This window comes from Limnohabitans sp., from assembly GCF_040400975.1.
Taxonomy (GTDB): Bacteria; Pseudomonadota; Gammaproteobacteria; order Burkholderiales; family Burkholderiaceae_C; genus Limnohabitans_A.
Genome location: NZ_JBBAPF010000011.1, coordinates 60,963 through 78,644 on the forward strand (window position 1 = coordinate 60,963; position 17,682 = coordinate 78,644).

At 59.9% G+C, this 17,682-nt stretch carries 20 protein-coding genes; 4 read left to right on the forward strand and 16 right to left on the reverse strand.

What is annotated here, in order from left to right; genetic code table 11:
• Positions 1-5 precede the first annotated feature (5 nt).
• Both ABWQ00_RS08520 and ABWQ00_RS08525 read right to left on the reverse strand, forming a co-directional pair.
• Positions 6-959 carry an ABC transporter permease gene (locus tag ABWQ00_RS08520; protein WP_353238243.1) on the reverse strand — a complete coding sequence of 318 codons (954 nt, stop codon included), beginning with the start codon at positions 957-959 and terminating at the stop codon, positions 6-8.
• Between the two features lie 101 nt (positions 960-1,060).
• Complete coding sequence (locus ABWQ00_RS08525) at positions 1,061-2,677, reverse strand: ABC transporter substrate-binding protein (RefSeq protein ID WP_353238244.1); 1,617 nt, start codon at positions 2,675-2,677, stop codon at positions 1,061-1,063.
• Positions 2,678-3,109: 432 nt separating this feature from the next.
• Between ABWQ00_RS08525 and ABWQ00_RS08530 the strand changes: the two genes are divergently transcribed.
• From ABWQ00_RS08530 to rbp, 4 genes are all read left to right on the forward strand, one after another.
• Positions 3,110-3,868, forward strand: coding sequence for an aspartate/glutamate racemase family protein (locus ABWQ00_RS08530; protein ID WP_353238245.1), 759 nt, complete (start codon positions 3,110-3,112; stop codon positions 3,866-3,868).
• A 57-nt stretch (positions 3,869-3,925) separates the two neighbouring features.
• On the forward strand, positions 3,926-4,573 hold the full coding sequence (locus ABWQ00_RS08535) for a LysE/ArgO family amino acid transporter (protein ID WP_353238246.1): 648 nt from the start codon (positions 3,926-3,928) through the stop codon (positions 4,571-4,573).
• A 216-nt stretch (positions 4,574-4,789) separates the two neighbouring features.
• The gene (locus tag ABWQ00_RS08540; RefSeq protein WP_353238247.1) at positions 4,790-5,047 is read left to right on the forward strand and encodes a hypothetical protein; all 258 of its coding nucleotides are present in this window, start codon (positions 4,790-4,792) and stop codon (positions 5,045-5,047) included.
• A gap of 119 nt (positions 5,048-5,166) precedes the next feature.
• The gene (gene rbp / locus ABWQ00_RS08545) at positions 5,167-5,460 is read left to right on the forward strand and encodes an RNA-binding regulator (protein ID WP_300556152.1); all 294 of its coding nucleotides are present in this window, start codon (positions 5,167-5,169) and stop codon (positions 5,458-5,460) included.
• Between the two features lie 208 nt (positions 5,461-5,668).
• On the opposite strand, the gene ABWQ00_RS08550 is transcribed toward rbp, so the two are convergent.
• The 14 genes from ABWQ00_RS08550 to bchY form a co-directional block, all read right to left on the reverse strand.
• A complete protein-coding gene (locus ABWQ00_RS08550) occupies positions 5,669-7,051 on the reverse strand; it encodes a PucC family protein (protein WP_353238248.1) in 1,383 nt (460 codons plus the stop codon).
• A gap of 51 nt (positions 7,052-7,102) precedes the next feature.
• A complete protein-coding gene (locus ABWQ00_RS08555; protein ID WP_353238249.1) occupies positions 7,103-7,294 on the reverse strand; it encodes a light-harvesting protein in 192 nt (63 codons plus the stop codon).
• Positions 7,295-7,306: 12 nt separating this feature from the next.
• Positions 7,307-7,459 carry a light-harvesting antenna LH1, beta subunit gene (gene pufB, locus ABWQ00_RS08560; RefSeq protein ID WP_026039355.1) on the reverse strand — a complete coding sequence of 51 codons (153 nt, stop codon included), beginning with the start codon at positions 7,457-7,459 and terminating at the stop codon, positions 7,307-7,309.
• Between the two features lie 104 nt (positions 7,460-7,563).
• Complete coding sequence (locus ABWQ00_RS08565) at positions 7,564-8,427, reverse strand: carotenoid 1,2-hydratase family protein (protein ID WP_353238250.1); 864 nt, start codon at positions 8,425-8,427, stop codon at positions 7,564-7,566.
• Entirely contained in the window at positions 8,424-9,956 is a 1,533-nt protein-coding gene (gene crtD, locus ABWQ00_RS08570; protein WP_353238251.1) for a 1-hydroxycarotenoid 3,4-desaturase CrtD, read from the reverse strand. The genes ABWQ00_RS08565 and crtD overlap by 4 nt, the downstream gene beginning before the upstream one ends.
• The gene (locus ABWQ00_RS08575; protein WP_353238252.1) at positions 9,949-10,761 is read right to left on the reverse strand and encodes a hypothetical protein; all 813 of its coding nucleotides are present in this window, start codon (positions 10,759-10,761) and stop codon (positions 9,949-9,951) included. The genes crtD and ABWQ00_RS08575 overlap by 8 nt, the downstream gene beginning before the upstream one ends.
• Before the next feature lie 29 nt (positions 10,762-10,790).
• Positions 10,791-11,852: a photosynthetic reaction center cytochrome PufC gene (gene pufC / locus ABWQ00_RS08580; RefSeq protein WP_353238253.1), complete on the reverse strand. Its 1,062-nt coding sequence runs from the start codon at positions 11,850-11,852 to the stop codon at positions 10,791-10,793.
• Positions 11,849-12,826 carry a photosynthetic reaction center subunit M gene (pufM, locus tag ABWQ00_RS08585; protein ID WP_353238254.1) on the reverse strand — a complete coding sequence of 326 codons (978 nt, stop codon included), beginning with the start codon at positions 12,824-12,826 and terminating at the stop codon, positions 11,849-11,851. Before pufM ends, pufC begins: the two co-directional genes overlap by 4 nt.
• 51 nt (positions 12,827-12,877) lie before the next feature.
• Complete coding sequence (gene pufL / locus ABWQ00_RS08590; protein WP_019425955.1) at positions 12,878-13,714, reverse strand: photosynthetic reaction center subunit L; 837 nt, start codon at positions 13,712-13,714, stop codon at positions 12,878-12,880.
• Positions 13,715-13,798: 84 nt separating this feature from the next.
• Positions 13,799-14,008, reverse strand: a complete 210-nt coding sequence (pufA, locus tag ABWQ00_RS08595; protein ID WP_019425954.1) for a light-harvesting antenna LH1, alpha subunit — start codon at positions 14,006-14,008, stop codon at positions 13,799-13,801.
• Positions 14,009-14,018: 10 nt separating this feature from the next.
• Positions 14,019-14,243 carry a hypothetical protein gene (locus ABWQ00_RS08600; RefSeq protein WP_019425953.1) on the reverse strand — a complete coding sequence of 75 codons (225 nt, stop codon included), beginning with the start codon at positions 14,241-14,243 and terminating at the stop codon, positions 14,019-14,021.
• 44 nt (positions 14,244-14,287) lie between these two features.
• Complete coding sequence (pufB, locus tag ABWQ00_RS08605) at positions 14,288-14,431, reverse strand: light-harvesting antenna LH1, beta subunit (RefSeq protein ID WP_019425952.1); 144 nt, start codon at positions 14,429-14,431, stop codon at positions 14,288-14,290.
• A gap of 140 nt (positions 14,432-14,571) precedes the next feature.
• Positions 14,572-16,098 (reverse strand): chlorophyllide a reductase subunit Z, encoded by a 1,527-nt coding sequence (gene bchZ, locus ABWQ00_RS08610; RefSeq protein WP_353238255.1) that lies wholly within the window; start codon positions 16,096-16,098, stop codon positions 14,572-14,574.
• Positions 16,095-17,651, reverse strand: a complete 1,557-nt coding sequence (gene bchY, locus ABWQ00_RS08615; protein ID WP_353238256.1) for a chlorophyllide a reductase subunit Y — start codon at positions 17,649-17,651, stop codon at positions 16,095-16,097. The genes bchZ and bchY overlap by 4 nt, the downstream gene beginning before the upstream one ends.
• Positions 17,652-17,682: the final 31 nt, after the last annotated feature.

A 17,682-nucleotide genomic window follows, 5' to 3' on the forward strand; every position in this document is an offset into this window, starting at 1 on the left:
CGGGATCAAGCGCGTGCAATGCGAGGGTCCAGCAAGGTCTGGATCACATCCACGATGAGGTTGAGCACCACAAAAAACATGGCCAGCACCAAGATCGTGCCTTGCAGCAAGGGCAAGTCGCGCTGGAAGATGGCCGAGTTGAGTAAAAAGCCTGTGCCAGGCCAGGAGAACACCGTCTCGATCAGGATCGACCCGCCGAGCAAGTAACCCAATTGCAAGCCCATCACCGCCAGGGCCGTGGGGGCGGCATTTTTGACCACATGCCAAAAAATACCCAGATTGGTCAAGCCCTTGGCGCGCAAACCCACAATGAACTCTTGCGCCAGGATGTCGGCCACCAAGGCCCGCACCGTGCGCGCAATGATGCCCATCGGAATCACGCTCATGGTGATGGCGGGCAAGAGCATGTGCTTGACGTGCTCCCAGTCCCAAACCCACTGGCTGGATCCCCCCGGCCCAGCACCACCGGGCGGCAGCCACATCAGGATCGACGAAAACACAATCACCAAGACCATGCCCAGCCAGTAGTGCGGGACGCTGACGCCCAGCACAGACAGCAAAGAGGCGCACTTGTCCAGCCAAGAGTTCTGGAAATACCCGGCCACAAACCCAAACAAACAGCCCAACACAAAGCCGATCAGGGTGGCCAGCATGGCCAGTCGCAAGGTGTTGCCCACGGCGGTCATGACCTCGGCCGCCACCGGGCGGTTGCTGGCAATCGATGTGCCCAGATCGCCCTGCAGGGCACGCCAGACCCAGGTCACAAATTGCTCGGGATACGAGCGGTTGAACCCGTACAACTCGATCAGCTGGGCCTGCAAATCGGCCGATGCGTCAGGCGGCAAAATCGACACCAGAGGATCACCGGGTGCCAAGTGCACCAATGCAAAGCAAACCAGCGCCACCCCCAGCATGATGGGCAGGGAATAAATCAGACGCCGCAACAAAAAGCCGAGCATGCCAGCACTCCAAAACTGCAATTAAAAAGTGAGCAATCAGGCCGTTCACAACCTGACTGCACACCCAGCGGTGTGGGCCCAATGGGCCCACACCTGGACCATCAATCCATCGACACGGGCGCCAAATCGACAAACCAGCTGCGGGGTTGCACAAAACCCTTGACCTTCGCGCTCATGGCACGGGGTCCCACGTCATGGGCAATCCAGACGAAAGGTGCTTCTTCGACAATGCGGGCGTGCAATTTGGCCAGCGCTTCGTCGCGTTTTTTGTCATCAAACTGCGTGCGGGCATCCGCATTGAGCTTTTCAAACTCGGGGTTGCCAAAGTAACCCCAGTTGTTGGACACCGGTGGGAAGGTGCCCATGCTGGTGAAGCGCACCATGCCAAAGAAGGGGTCCATGGCGGAGTAACTCACGTTGATGGCGTCCGCACCATTGGCCGTAGGGTCTTTGGCCCCACGACGCCAGTTGGTGAACAAGGTATTCCACTCGATCACGTCAAACTGGACATCAAAGAAGCACTGCTTGAGCGACTGCTGAACAAACTCATTCATGGGCAAGGGCTGCATCTGGCCTGAGCCCGATGCCGAAATTTGCACCTTGACCTTAAGAGGTTTGGCCGCGCTGTGACCGGCTTGGGTCATCAAGGCCTTGGCCGCGTTCACGTCGTACTTGATGTCAAATTTGGGGTTGCCCCACCAAGGGTGACCCGGAGGCACCGTGCCTTTGGGGGCTGCCATCATGCCGCCCAGCAGGGTTTTCAGGCCCTCGCGGTCCACGCACAGGTTAGCCGCATGGCGCACCCGCTTGTCCAACCAAGGCGAGCCTTCGGCAAACGACAACTGCCAAGGCCAGACATGGGGCTGGGCATTGCTTTCAATCTTGAAGCCGCGCTGGCGAATTTGCGGCATGGCGTCGGGGGCGGGGGCCTCGATCCAGTCGACCTGGCCACCGAGCAAAGCGGCGGTGCGGGCATTGGCCTCAGGCATGGGGACGAGGACCACACGGTCGACCTTGGGCATGCGCTTGGCGTCCCAATAGGTTTTGTTGGCCACCATTTCCAGGCGCTCACGCGGCACAAATCGGGCCATTTTGAAGGGGCCAGAGCCGGAGGCATCTGCGGCAAAGGCGGTCCAGGCGGCCTTAGATTTGTCTGCGGGTGTAGCGCCTGCAGCGGCATCAAATTTCTTTTGCCAATGCGCAGGCGAGGCAATGAACAAATTGGTCAGGTTGATGGGCAAAAACGCATCGGGTTCGCTGGTGGTCAACTCCACTGTCAGCTCGTCAATTTTGCGAGCGCTGCGCAGTGTGGGCATGCGCGAAGCGGTCACGCCCACCTGGCTGGCATCGAAATGCACCGCGTCTTTGTCGAGCACCTTGCGCACGTTCCAAACAATGGCATCAGCGTTCACTGCCGATCCGTCATGGAACTTGATGCCGGGGCGCAGCTTGAAAGTCCATTTGGTTTTGTCGCTCGCCCCCACCGTCCATGAAGTGGCCAAGCCGGGTCCTACCACACTGGGGGCATCGGCTTTGGACAAGTCCCAGTGGGTCAAGGCGTCGTACATCGGGATGCCGGTGAACCGGTTGCCCTCAAAGCCCTGGTCAGGCTGCCCCAGGGTTCGTGGAATGTCCGCCGCCGTCATGGCAATGCGCAAGACTTTCTCTTGCGCCTGAGCGGCCATGGAGATGGCGCTGAGCCCCATCCCGACAGCCATGGTGAACGCCCAGGATGTGGGCAAACGAGGGGAAAGGATAGACCGCTTCATCATCAAGACTCCAGTAAAAGTGCGTTGAAAAAATGTGCACCAGACCCAGGCAACCAACAGATCGGTGTCGTAAGCTAACATAAGCTTCAAAAGTCTGGCAAGCATTTTTTGTATGCAATCGTCATGCCCGTTATGGTTCTCAAATCATCCGTCTGTCGATAGAAGTCAAGGCTTAAAGGCGTCAATTTAGCCCTGAAAAATAGGCACAAAAATGGTGTTTTCTGGCACCATTCTGGTTTGCACCTATGGAGTCTCACCCCAATTTGGTGTTTTCTTTGTATGCAATAAATCCCACTTCCACATTCAGATTGCAGCACCATGAACGCAGCCCCGAACCTGATTTGAAGTCGACGGCACACACACTGAAAAGGAACACCCCGCATGGACTCCACCGCACAGCGCCGCTATTTGCTGATCAACCCCAACACCAACCCGCTGACCACACAGCGGCTGCAGGAGGTTTTGCAGCCCCAAGTGCCCTCGGGTGTACAGCTGCTGGTTCAGACCGCCCGATTTGGCGCCCCCTACATCGCCTGCGAAGCCAGCCATGCGGTGGCGGCCCATGCGTGTCTGGATGTGTGGACCACGCACCGGGGTACGCCAGAACAGCCGCTGGACGGCGTGCTGATTGGCTGCTTTGGCGACCCGGGTTTGTTCGCGCTGCGTGAGGTCAGTGGCTACCCGGTGACGGGTCTGGCCGAGGCCTCTTTCATCCGGGCCGCTGCGCTGGGGCCCTTTGCCATCGTGACCGGGGGCGAGCGCTGGAAGCCCATGCTGCAGCGTCTGGCCAAGGGATTGGGATATGGCGCACAACTGCGACACATCGAAACCGTGGCCCCCACCGGCGCAGCGCTGCAAGCCGACCCGGACATGGCCATTCAATGTCTCAGCCAAGCTTGCCAAAACGCAGCGCAGCACGGTGTGGCCAGCATCATTTTGGGCGGTGCGGGTCTGGCCGGTTACGCCCGGCTGCTGCAAGCCCACTGCGCCCTGCCCTTGATCGACAGCGCCCAGGCCGGCTGGGAGGTCTTGCTGCAACAACAGGCTCCCGCTGCGCCGACAGCCGACGATGGTTTTTATGCCCCCTGGGTGGGGCTGCCCCCAGCCTTCTCAGAGGTGCCGGCCAAGGGCCATGACTGAGCCAACCCGGCACAATCCCTCCTTTCGAATTCTTTCGCGCTCTAAAGCGCGCATCGCATGAGTGTGCTGTCAAGTGTTGGAGGGGCCTCGCCTGTTTTTGTGCATGGCATGGTCTTGGGCTTGGGTCTGATCGTGGCCATTGGGGCGCAAAACGCTTTTGTTTTGCGCCAAGGTCTGCGCCGAGAGCATGTGGGCAGCGTGGTGGCGTTTTGTGCACTGGCCGACGCGCTGCTGATCGCGGCGGGCGTGCTGGGCATGGCGCAAGCCCTGGGCGATCGGCCTGCGCTGGCACGGGCTTTGGCTTTGGGCGGGGCGGCGTTTTTGGCCGTGTATGGCTGGCGGGCACTGCAGCGGGCGCGCCAGGCCAACGCACTGGATGTGACGAACACGGGCCAGGGCCTGAGCCGAGGAGCGGCGCTGGCGCAAGCGGCGGCCTTTACCTTGCTCAACCCGCATGTGTATTTGGACACGGTGCTCTTGGTGGGCAGCATTGGCGCGCAGCAGCCCGCGCCCCTGCAGGGCTGGTTTGCGGCCGGGGCCAGTGCGGCCAGTCTGATGTGGTTCAGCGCCCTGGGCTTTGGGGCGCGCTGGCTGGCCCCCTGGTTTGCAAGGCCGCGCGCCTGGCAGGTTCTGGACGTGTTGATCGGCGTGACCATGTGGGTGCTGTCGCTCTTGTTGATGCGCCACGCCATCGCTGGACCCTGATGTCTTTCAAACTGATGGAAATAAAAAATTTGACTTTTATTTCATTTGGAAATATAATGTGAACTTGTTCTGCAACACCCGCATGAACAAACGCAGATGGCTCACAAGGCGTCTGCATTGGCATCGATTGACTTCGAACACCGTTTCCTGTTGAGCTGCAGGCTTCGGCATTTTTCTCACAGCTCTGAGCAAGCCCCTGGATGGTTTGCGACTCGATTGATTTTGATTTCCCCGATTACCACCCGCACGGGCTCCACGGTCGCTTCGCCCTCGACACACCCTTTTTGCACCGGCCTTGACCGAACAACAGCTGCCACGGCTTTGCGTCAGGCCCGCCCTGCTCTGCAAGGGCTGGACCTGACGTCCGCCCTGCACCGCACGGCTTGTGCTTTCACCCAACATGCTGCGCGCCGCGTCCTCGACACCACGCGCGACTGGCTGCAAAACAGCCCCAGCCCCGAACAAATGCGCTAAAGCCTCACGGCCCGTGGCGCGTTTTCCTGCGGCTTCCTGGCCTTGGTCAGGCATCCGCTTTTCCCTGCCTGTCGGCTTCGTTTTGAAGCTGCCAAGCCACCTCTCTGAAAGGCTCAAACATGAGCAGCAAAATTTACGTGGGCAATTTGCCCTACACCATCGACGACGCCAGCTTGCGTCAGAACTTCTCTGAATTTGGCGGCGTTCTGTCGGCCAAAGTCATGATGGACCGCGACACCGGACGCTCCAAAGGTTTTGCCTTTGTCGAGATGTCCAGCGCCGAAGAAGCCCAAGCCGCCATCACGGGCCTGAACGGCATGTCGGTCAGCGGCCGATCCATCGTGGTGAACATCTCCAAGCCCAAAGAGCCGACCACCGGCTATGGCAGCGGTTACCGCGACACGCGCAACTGATCTCCATCAGTCGCCCACAAAAAAGCCACCTCGCGGTGGCTTTTTTGTGGGCTGACCCGTCCTGCCAGAGCTTCACTTGCGTGGGCGGTTGAACCAGTTGGCCAGCATGAACAGGCAGAAAACCGCGAACATGATGATGAGAATGTGTTTGATTTCCATGGTGAGTCCTTGGGTGGTGGGTCGAGGTGAGGGGTTGAAAGGTAATTGATTATGCAGAGTTGTTTTGGGGCCGCACCGCTGAGCGCATCAAAGGTCCCATCGCCCACAAGGTCAGCGCCAGCAACAAGATTTCGATCAGGTACACCGCCGAATAACCCATGACCGGGCTGCTGACCATGGCCACGGTGTCGCGCACGATGCCGCCCAGCGCCATGCCCACACCAGCGGCCGTGGCTTGAACAGCGCCCCAAGCACCCATGGCCAAGCCGATCTGACCGGGTGGCGCCAACTGCATGCTGGCCGTCAGGGTGCCATGTGCGAACAAGCCGCCACCCAAGCCAATCAAGAAGATCCCCAAGACAAAGACTGCAGGCGATGCCAGCGGAGCCGAAGCCATCACCGCCGCAAAAGCCGGCAAGCCGATCCAAGTGCCCCAGCCGGACATGCGGTAGGCGTCGCCCCCCCGTCCCAGCACGCGTGAAGCCCAAGCAAAGCCCAGCAAACCGCCCAAGGCCAAAGTAGCCGACAGCAAGGTGGTGCTGGACACGCTCATGTGCAAAATCTCACCGCCATAAGGTTCAAGCAACACGTCTTCCATGGTGAAGGCCATGGTGCCCAGGCCCACAGCGAGCAAGCGCCGAACGGTGTTGGGGCCTTGGCAAAACAGTTGCCAGGCTTGCGCAAAGCTGTGTTCTATGGGCGTGCCGGGCTTGCGCAATCGGCTGCGCGGCTCTTGCTTCCACAGCGCAATCACATTGAGCACCAGTGTGGTCACAGCCACGGCCTGCACCACGCGAATGAGTTGACCAGGGCTGTAGTCGTGCAGCAAATAGCCCAACATCAAGGCGCTGCCAATCATGCCGATCAGCTGCATGACATACATGAGGCCCACCACTTGGGGTTGACGCTCTGGCGGGGCCAAGTCGGTGGCCAGCGCCAGACCGGCGGTTTGTACGGTGTGCATGCCCAGGCCCACCAACAAGAAGGCCCCGGCAGCCCCTACTTGCCCCACCCACGCCGGGGCCTGGCTGGACTGTCCAGCACCGGCCAGGACCAGCAGTGCAAAAGGCATGATGGAGAACCCACCAAATTGCAGCAAGCTGCCCATCCAGATGTAGGGGACGCGCCGCCATCCCAGCTGGGAGCGGTGGTTGTCAGAGCGAAAACCAATGAGCGCGCGCAGCGGCGCAATGAGCAGTGGCAGCGCCACCATGAAGGACACCAGCGTGGCCGAGACTTTGAGCTCCACGATCATCACGCGGTTGAGGGTGCCCACAAGCATGACCATGGCCATGCCCACAGAAATTTGAAACAGCGACAGACGCAGCAAACGCGACAGTGGCAAATCCTCACTGGCGGCGTCGGCAAAAGGCAAAAAGCGTGGCCCCAAATTGGCCAGCGATTGCGTCCACGATGTGTTGGTTTTGTTCATAAAGGAAGGACCAGGCGCTCTCGCGCCTGGCCTTTCGGCGGGGCAAGCCCCTTACTTTTTCGCCGCAGCATCCGCCGGAGCGGTTGCAACGACTTTGGCGCCGCCATTGAGGAAGCTCTTCACCCACGTGGTGTTCAAGGTCAAAGCCAAGTGCACGCTGAAGGACGCGACGGCCACAGCAGCAATGAACACTGGAATGCCTACAGAAGGTTTCACCACCAACCACATTTTCGAATAGATCATGAGTTGTCCCCTTTACTTGAGCCAGGGTGAATAGATGTAGGCCAACAGGTGAGCAAATGCGGCAATCATGCCGAAAATCTGCGTACCCTGGATGAGATTGCGGTGAATCTCTTCCGATTCGGCCTGGGTCAGTCCCGTTGGCCAGACTTTGTCTGAGTTAGACATAGTTTTCTCCTTGCAGAAGACGTGCACGGCCCGCACGAGGGCTATTCTTGGCCACCACGGCCAGGAATGGGGTTGCCTTGAAAAAAGGTTCAAGGTTGTTCATCTCAAGCCCGCCTTGGCATGCGAAAGGGCAGCATGGCTTGAACCACCGGTGACACCAAACGTGGCACCGACAGGGTTTCGTGAAAGGCGAGCAAGGGCTCGCCCGCATAATCAAATTGCAGCAAAGCACGCTGGTAAAACGGCGTATCTTCCAGTTGTTCTTGCACCTGCACAGGCTTTGCACTGCGCATGCGGCGGTCGATGCGCCAGCCGGTCTTGGACAGGCGTTGCGCCGGGGGCGTGGCGATCGGCTCGACCACCCCCTTGGGTGTGAAGCGCAACGACAGCACACGGTCTTCAGTGCCAGGCGCTTGCATGTCGTAGAACACCACCGTGCTGCCATCGCGCATGCGGGCCCTTGACCAGTCCCAAGTGTGAAATCCTTGGTCGACAGGCTCATCACCCTCGTTGGAGTCCAGATAGGCATGGCCTTGCCACTTCAGGTCGGGGGCATTCAGATTGACCTCGATGCGAGAAGACGGCGCCAAAGGCCCCCAGCGGTGGCGCCCCCCCCCATCCAGTGGTGTGGAATACCCGAACAACTGTTGTGGCCACACTTTGATGCGGCCCCGAATGCGTTGCGGGATGGGCACACAGACTTCGTCGATGTCGATGTTCAGGCAATCACCTTCCCAGCTCATTTGACTGGGGCCGATCGTGAACTGGCGCTCGGAGCGAGCGCAGTGCCGCTGGCCACGCTCGGTCATGGCCCAACGGCCTTGGCCTTTGCTGTAGATGGCCACATTCAAGGCGCAATGGTTGTCGGGGTTGGCCCGGCCACGTCGACGCGCCCAAGCGTAGTAAGGCGAGAACACACTGCCCACAAAGGCAATGAGGGTGATGCCGTGTTGACCATCGTCACTCATGGCGTCGACATACCACCAAAGGTAGCCCCCGTCTGGAACGTTTTGGTCGAAGCGAGGCTCGCCATCACGGCCTCGGCCGCCCGTTGCCCGGACAAGGCTGCCATCGGCACGCCCGGCCCCGGATGCACGCTGCCCCCCGCCAGATACAGGCCCTGCAGGGGTGTGGTGGAGCCAGGTCTGCTGAAGATGCTGGTCCAACCGTGCGTCGCCTGCCCGTACAGCGCCCCCCCGCTGGCCGGAAAACGCCGATGGAAATCCTGCGGTGTCGTGCGAAGGCTGTTGAGTGGCGTGGGCTGCAGTGACAGACCCAGCTGCTGAAGATGCTGAAAGGTGTGGGTTTGGCATTGCTCTATAGCCTCCTCAGTAATGCCGTTGCCATCACCGCAGGCGGGGGCGTTGACCAAACAAAAAATACGCTCGGCTTGTCCGGGCGCCAGCTGCGCGGGCCGGTCTTGCGCGCACACATACACCGTGGGGCTGTGCGGCAGGCGCTGGCGTCCGAAGATGTCTTCGAACTCGCTGGCGTAGGCGCTTTGAAAAAACACGTTGTGGCGATCCAGCTTGACGCCCTCGGCGGGGGTGTGCATGGACCATGTCAGCGCCGACAAAGAGCGCGGTGGCGCATCTTTGGGCACCGCGCGGCGCACAGCATCACCCAACAAGCCTTGCCGCAAAGCACTGGCATCGCCATTGAAAATCACACGGTCTGCAGGCAAAAACTCACCCGACTGCAAGTGCACACCCGACACCCTGCCCTGGCGCTGTTCAATGCGCTGACAAGTGCTTTGGTAACGGAACACTGCACCATGGCGTCGGGCGACACGGGCCAAGGCTTGGGCCATGCCATGCATGCCACCCTCCACCGACCAAACGCCGTCCATCTCAACTTGCGCAATCAGCATCAAGGTCGCGGGCGACTCCCATGGCGAGGAGCCGCAATAGGTGGCATAGCGTGCAAACAGTTGACGCAAACGAGAATCGGAAAATTGTTGGCCCAGTTGCTGCCACAGGCTGCGCATGGGACCGAGTTGGGCCAGAACACCCAAGCCTTTGAATCCCAAGTCGCCCATGAAACCGCCCATGTTGGGGCGTTGGGCGCGGATCATCGGGCCTTCGAGCGTGGCGTAAAGCTGGCGCGTGGTTTTGCAAAAATCTCGGAAACGGCGGGCCTCGTCGCCACTGGACCAAAGGGCAATGGCCGCTTCGCTCTCGCGCGCGTCAGCCGACAAATCGAGCTGGCTGCCGTCGGGCCAAAAGTGGCGGGCAAGGACCTGCAAGGGCGTGATGCGCATCTCTGACTCGACGCTCGTGCCCACACTGCGCAGCAAGGCATCGAACACCCAGCGCATGGTGAACACGGTGGGCCCACTGTCAATTTGGGCGCCATGGACTTCGCGGCAGTGCACCTTGCCACCGGGGGCATCAGCAGCCTCCACCACGGTGACATCCAAGCCTTGGTAAGCCAAGGCAATGGCACTGCACAAGCCACCCATGCCGGCACCGACGATGACCACCCGTTGCTCAGGCATGGCTGGGCTCCAAGGCCGACGCCTTCAAATCGACGGGGGGATTGGCCGAGAGTTTGAGCACCTGCGGGTCATAACTGCGCCCCATCCAGACGCCAGCCATTTGCAAAACCTGCATGCGAACAAAAAGGGATTCTGAGAAAAAATGGTGCTTGTATGCGGCCGCACTGGCCACTTGGTGCGCACCCTGCTGGGCATACTGCAGCATGCTGCCCGTGTCTTTCCATAGGCTAAACGTGCATTGACGCACCAAGGGCGCCTCACCCAAACCCATCGCCAACAAGCAACCTGGGGCTTGCGACAAATCGGCTTGCGCAGCGGGAGCGTAGCGCCAAAACGCCATGGCCTTGGTGGGCACAATGCTGGCCCGTGTCAACACCGCAAAAGGGGCGCGGTGATCTTCTTCGCTGCCTGTGTGCTGACCCAAAGCTTCGGGACTGGTGGCTTGCCAAGCTTGCTTGTCCCAATGGCCTCTGGCTGATTGCACCGACAACACGCCCGTCCACCACTCACGGGCGCGACTGCGGTAGGCCTGCACAGGCGGACTGTCCAAAAACCGCAGTGCCAAATCGAGGTGGCTGAAGTTGCAGATCAGCCCCTGATGCGTGGCACTGGGGCGCAGGGTGAAGCCTCCGCCATGCCCACTGCCCATGACCTTGACCATGGTCAGGCCGGGCACCTCTTTGTAGGGGGTCGCCCCAGCCACCAAGCGCAACCAGCCCCAGCCTTGATGCTGTCGCAAAAAGTCGGCAAGCAACACCACCACCACCCCGGACAGCGGGTCATGAAGTGTGGGGCTCGCTTCCATGACGGGTGTCCGGTTTGGCGCTGCTGAGACTACTTAGACGCCACTTTGGCAGCGGCCAAAGCAGGTTTGAGCAGTTCAGGGAAGTCTTTGGCCATGGGTGCACCATTGAGCGGCTTGTAAGCACCTTGGTGGCAGGTGGCGCAGTTCATCTTGGCCACGTCACCCAAGGGGCCCTTGCGGTGCGCCGGGAACACCTCGGTCAAAGGTTCCATGTAAGTCAGGTTCAGATCGCGCGCCATGCGGATCCCATGCCAAGCCGTCGTGCGTTGTGGAGGACTGATTTCCCAGTTTTGGAACGACTGTGTGTTGTGGCAATAGGTGCAATTGACACCCAAAGCGGTCGACATGTGGGTCATCAAGCCATAGGTCCACTCGCCCTGCTTGATCGATTGGCGGTTGCCCGAGGGCAGCGCTGTCGGACCATTCAGACGGATGTTTTCATTGCCCAGCAAAAACGGTGTGAACGGATCGTTGGGCAAAGAGGACAAATTGACCACTGGAGAGGGCTCGTTTTGACCCGCCTTGTCGCCCATGAAGTTGGATCCATAAGGCTGGTGGTTGGCTTTGAACCAGATGGCGCTTGGGACCGGCTCGCCACGGTGGCAGGTGTAGCAAGTCACCCCTGTTTGGGCGACGTGCGGCTGCCAATCCGAGTTGATGTGCTGCGTCATCTCGACCATGCGGCGCGCCACCACCTTGGTGTACTTGCTGTCGTCTTCAAAGTTGGGCAAAGCGTGGCAGTAGGCGCAGCCCTCTTTCGGAGCCACCCAGTTGGTCATCGAGACCATCAGTCGGTTGAACTCGCCCACACTCAAGTTCCCAAGCACCTTGACGTTTTTGTATGCCTGCGAAGCCTTGGGGCCTTCGGATCCAGGTGAGGGGATGACCGCTGGCGGTTGGTTGAGTTCGGTTTTAACCTCGAGCAAGCGGGCGTTGTAGACCTGAGCCATACCGGTGCCCCGGTAGCCGCTTTGTACGGATTCGGGAATCGGGCGCTCACAGCCTGCCAACACCAAACCCGCCAGTGTCAGTCCCAAAGCTTTGACCAGGCGGCCGGTCCAGCCAGAAGAGAAGGAAATGTTCATGTTCATGGCTTTGCTCCAGTGCTCAGCGCAGGGTCAACCATCCCTGGGAAAATTTCGGGGTATGGTGGTGCCACACCATGTTTGATGGCCCACAGGTACCAGTTGTCTACCACCGTGCCGGTGAGCAAAATGCCGATGCCACCTGTGATGGGGCACAACACCGCGAACCACCAGGCCCAGCGGTGAATCGATTCCATGGTGGCGTTGAAGCCCATGGTCCAGCGCCAGAACAAGGCAGCGCGCTCAGAAGCCGTGCCCCGGTCGGTGATCTGTTCGATCTCACGCTCACCGCCAAAACGGGTGACGGCCAAAATCGTGGCACCGTGCATGGCAAACAGCAGCGCTGAGCCATACAAGAACACGATGGACAAGGCATGGAAGGGGTTGTAGAACAGGTTGCCATAGCGCAGCGAGAAAGCCGCTGTCCAGTCCAAGTGAGAGAAGATGCCATAGGGCACGGCCTCACCCCATGAACCCATCAAGATGGGGCGGAACAAACCAAGTACCAAGAATAACCAGATGGCTGCAGCAAAGGCCCAAGCGATGTGCGTGCCCATGCCCAGCTCCACCGCGCGTCGGTAGGTGCGAGCCCACCAGAACAACACCGATGCGGTGAGGAACAGGCCAACAATGAGGAACCAGCCCCCTTGATTGAGGGGCGGCATGCTCAGGCCGTAACTGGGTGCTGGCGGCTCCAGCGAGAGCCAAAACAATTGGCGCACAAACTGGATCGGGTCATAGTTGACCGAAGCCAGCATGTTCATGCCAATCAGGGTGAAGGCGATCAGGCCCAGGATCAGCGAGATCAAGCCCAAACCACCCAAATAAATCGGACCCAACTGCGCATTGCCCAGCTTGCCCACCCAGTAGTTGATCAGGGGTTGTCCGGTGCGCGGGCTGTTGCCATGTCCGAGTTCCACCCCATGGTGGACTGGACCCACGGCTTGCACCGTGGTGAACAGGTTTTGATAGTCGGCCATTCGCTTAACTCCTCAATTCTTTGGATTCGGTCTGTGTGCGTTCAGACCGTTTCAGACGGGCCACTGGGACCAGATCGGCATGTTCAGCCACCAGCTCCACCACTCGGGCCAGCCGCGGCTCCAGAAGGGACCACTGAGCACGATGCACAGGGCACTGAACAACACGGCTGCCAGCGCCAAGAACAGACCCAAACGGTGAATGCCCAAGGTGCCGATCGAGTAACCGATGATGTCGCGAAAGAACGTGTCTTCGTGTTCGGGTGTCTTGACCACGGTGCCCGGTGCTGGGTTGGTGGAAGACAAAATCAAACCCCCGTGCAAAGACAAGGCAAACACGCTGGCGAAGAAGAAACTCACGGCGATCATGTGCGCCGGGTTGTAGTGAAAGTGCAGGTACTGGTAGCCCACGTTGGAGACCCAGTCCAGGTGGCTGTAAATGCCGTACGGAAAACCGTGGCCCCAAGCGCCCATGAGCACTGGGCGAATCACCACCAAGGTGAAATATGCAGAAATCGCCACCCCAAAAGCTACGGGCACATGAAAGCCCATGCCCAACTTGCGGCAGATCTCGACCTCGCGCATCATCCACGAGCCAAACGCCCCTAGGGCACACACCGTGATGAGCTGCCACAGGCCGCCTTCCATCAGGGGCGCAAAGCGCAAGCCATAAGACAGATCAGGCGGTGCGATGCTGATTTGCCAAAGGTTCCAGGTCGGGCCTTGTGAGGCACCCCACAAAATGAGCGCCGTGCCCAGGAACGAAAAGAAGAGGGTTGTGACGCCGAAAAAACCGACGTAAAACGGGCCGACCCAAAAGTCGAACAAATCACCACCCAGCAGGGTACCACCGCGAACACGGTACTTTTTCTCAAAATTCAGCATGGCCATGGTTGGGTCCTCCTGCTTTCAGTGGATGAACAGGTGCTGCATTGAGCGGGGTTCAATGTCAGCACCTGGACGGCAAGTCCTGGATCAGGACTTGGGCGCTGGGAGCGAAGCCACAGCAGCGGGCAGCGGCGAGTTTTGCGCCGATGCTGCTACGGGTTTTTTCGCGCCGTCGAGCCAGTTGAATTTGTTGGTGCTGAGCAAGATGAGGTGAATCATCGCTGCCAGGCCAAACAAGAAAATACCCTGCAGCACCATGGCACGCAAAGGGTCGTAAAGTCGCCAAATTCTCCACATGGTGAATCTCCTAAATGATGTGGGACATGAAGGTGTACACCGCAGCTTTGACCCCCTGACTCATGCTCTTGGCATCTTCAGCACCGGGTAACAAATCCCGCCAGTGAACGCCGACCAGTTTGGCCAGAACGACGACCACAAACAGGCATCCGAATCCGATGAGGAAAATGGACCAGTAAGCAGGAGACTCATCCGCACGCGAATGGGTCTCGTTGAGGTGGGTGGTGTTTTGCATGACAGTGACTCCGTCAATCTATGGTTGAAAAATCAGGCTCTGAATCAGAACCAGGGACGCCACGCCCAGACCAGGATGTGGGCCAACACAGCAACCGCTGTGAAGCCTACGGTGCCCTGCATCCAGTAGTGGTGGAACTCCTGGGCTTCCTCATCGGTGAGTCCGGATATTGATGTCTTGGTGGACATGTTTTGCTCCTTCTAAAGAGGCCTTGCGACCCGGGTTGCGCACAGCCCGCGCAGATGGGCATCCGCAGCCAAAGGCCACGACATCCTGGTCAAGGCACCGAACATGTCGGCCCCTGCTGTTGTGTTGATCCTGGTGTGGCTCATGCCGCTACCCCTAAGCCCAGTTCACGGCTGGCCGCGTTCACATGGGCTTCAGTCACCTCGTTTTGGCCTTGCGCCTGCGACAGCTGCTCGGCTTGATCGCGCAAACGCTTGGCCGCAGAAATCTGTACCAGCACCGGCTGGCTTTGCACCACATCGCGCAGGCGTTGCTGAGCCTGGTCTTGCCAACTGGCATTGGGGGCCACCACGCCACGCGCATGCGTGGCCGGGGCTTTGTCCATGTCAGAGCCCAGAGGCAGGATGTGGAACAGCGCATCAAACAACGCGTTGCACACCTCTTGAATCAGGTAACTCGCGCCGCTGTAACCCATGAAGGGGGTCCCGGTGTGGCGACGGATGATGGCGCCCGGAAACGATGCGGGAATGAAAGCGGCGCGCATCGGACTGCCACCCGAGATCTCGCTCAGGTACATGCGTTCGTTGTAGCTGCCAAACATGATCAAAGGCGTTTGCGTTTTGACCAATTCACGCACACTGGCGTTGTCGGTCTTGTTGCCGGCGGTGCGTGACACACTGAAGCGACAGGGCAAACCCATTTCTTTTTCAAGGAAGTTTTTCAGACCCCGCGAATAGGTCTCGCCTGCCACCACCGCAAAGCTTGCAGTTGCAAAGAAATCTTGCGTGACCGAACGCCACAGGTCCCACATGGGCTTGAGGGTGGTGTGCTTTTCGCGCTCAATGAAAGGCTCAGGGTCCAAGTGCAGCAAGTCGCCCAGCTTGCGCAAGAAGTTGGTGGTGCTGTGCAAACCAATCGGTGCCTGCAAATAGGGGCGCTCTAGGGCTTCGCACAGCATGCGGCCGAATTCGCGGTACATGCAGATGTTCACATCGGCCTCGACCAAGCGCGACACATCGGCCAGATGGCTGCCCAGCGGGAACACCATGTTCACCTCAGCCCCAATGCCTTGCACCAAGCGACGGATTTCGGCCAAGTCACTGGCACTGTTGAATGTGCCGTAGCAAGGCCCGATGATGTTGACGCGGGGTTTTTCACCCACAGGGCGATCTTCAAAAGGTTTGCGGGCAGGCACTTTGCGCAGGCCGTATTCGCTCCACAGCCAGTACATGGCGCGGTTGGCGCATTGCCATTGGTCTTCGTCAATCGTGCGCGGCAAAAAGCGCGCGATGTTGGTGCCTTCGGGCGTGACGCCGCCACCGATCATTTCGGCAATCGAGCCGGTCACCACCACGGCGGGCAGTTCGGGGTCGAGCGTGGCATGGGCACGCTTCATCGCGCCTTCTGTGCCTTCACGGCCCAGCTGCTCTTCGGCCAGGCCTGTCACCACAATCGGCAACTCGTGGGGAGGCAAAGCGTCGGTGTAGTGCAGCACCGAAGTCACGGGCAAGTTTTCGCAGCCCACCGGGCCATCGATCACCACTTGCAAACCCTTGATGGCGGTGAACACATACACCGCGCCCCAGTAACCGCCTGCGCGGTCGTGGTCCAGAATGAGCGGCGATTTGGGCTTGGCCACCGAGCTGGGGGGTGGAGACACTTGGTTCATGAGCCCATCTCCTCGGCTTTGCGCTTTTTCAAGAGCTTTTCGATCTGGCGGCGGGTTTCGGCCTTGAACTCGGGCCGGTCTTTGGGCACCGACTCCCACACGCCTGCGGCATGGCCCGCGCCCACATCGCCAAAGAAATCCTTCATGGCGTCAAAGCGGGCCTGATTGCCCATGGCCGCTTGCACCACCTGCACCAACGAACCCGCACCGGCCACACCCATCAGGGGACGGGCCGATATCAAGTTGGTGAAGTACAAGGAGGGCACGCTGTTTTGCTTGGCGATCTGCACCACCGGTGTGGTGCCAATGGCCAACTGCGGCCGGTACTCGTACATGGCATTGAGGTCTTGCTCAAGCGAGGCGCGCATTTGCACTTGCACGCCCTTGGCTTGCAGCCAGGCAATGTCTTGTGCGTTCCATTCGGTGGCCGGACAAGCCGAGCCCACATAGCGCACATCGGCACCGCATTCGATGAGCAAACGGCCCACCAACAACTCAGAGCCTTCATAGCCACTCAGGGTGATGCGACCCGAAATCGGCTTTTGCATCAAGAGACCGCGCATTTGCGAGAGGGCTTGGTTGCGCGCCACATCGATTTGAGCCTGGGCAATGCCAGCTGCTTGGCCGATGTTTTGCAGCCAGTCTTGTGTGCCTTCCAGACCCACAGGGGCCGAACCCACCACAGGGCGGCCTGCGGCTTTGAATTCACGCACGCTGGCGGTGTAAAACGGGTGGATGGCGGCGGCCACAGAGCAGTCGAGCGCGGCGTACAACTCGCGCCACTCGCGGGTTGGCACCACCGGACCCGCAGCCAGGCCCATGGGGGCGAGCATCTGGCCAATGATGACGGGATCGGCCGGGAACATTTCTCCCAGCAAGGCCACCGTGGGCAAGTCACCCCGCCCGGCACGCGGCGCGGCCACCGGGCCGCTCATGATTTCTTCGCGGGCGTATTTCAGCATTGCGCCAGCCAGCACGTCTTTGGCTTCGGCATGGGTGGGCACACCAAAACCGGGCACGTCGATGCCGATGATGCGCACGCCATTGATCTCTTTGGGCAAGAGCTGCAACGGCACGCCACTGGCGGTCGGCACACACAGGTTGATGATCACGATGGTGTCCACCTGGTCCGGGTCCGCTTCAGCGTGTACGGCATCGCGGATGTCTTCAAACAGCTTGCCCGTGACCAGCGACTCGGAGTTGAAGGGCACATAACCCACACTGCGGCGGGCGCCGTAAAAATGCGATGTGAAGGTGAGCCCGTACACGCAGCAGGCCGAGCCAGACAGGATGGTGGCGGTGCGCTTCATGCGCAAACCCACACGCAGCGAACCAAAGGCCGGACACATGCTTTGCGGCTGGTCGTGTGGGCCGGTATCGGGCTGGCGCGGGTAGTCTCGGGCGTATTGGTCCAGCACCTCCGACTTGCCCGCCTCTTTGGCCGCGGCCACCATGGCATCGGTGCCCGCGTGACAGCCCATGCCGTCGCCTTGCAGGCTCGCAGGGTTCACAGCCGCTGATGGGCTGGGGTGAATCGGAATGGTGCGTGTCATGGCCGTGTCCTGGGGTTTTCAGCGTGTGGGG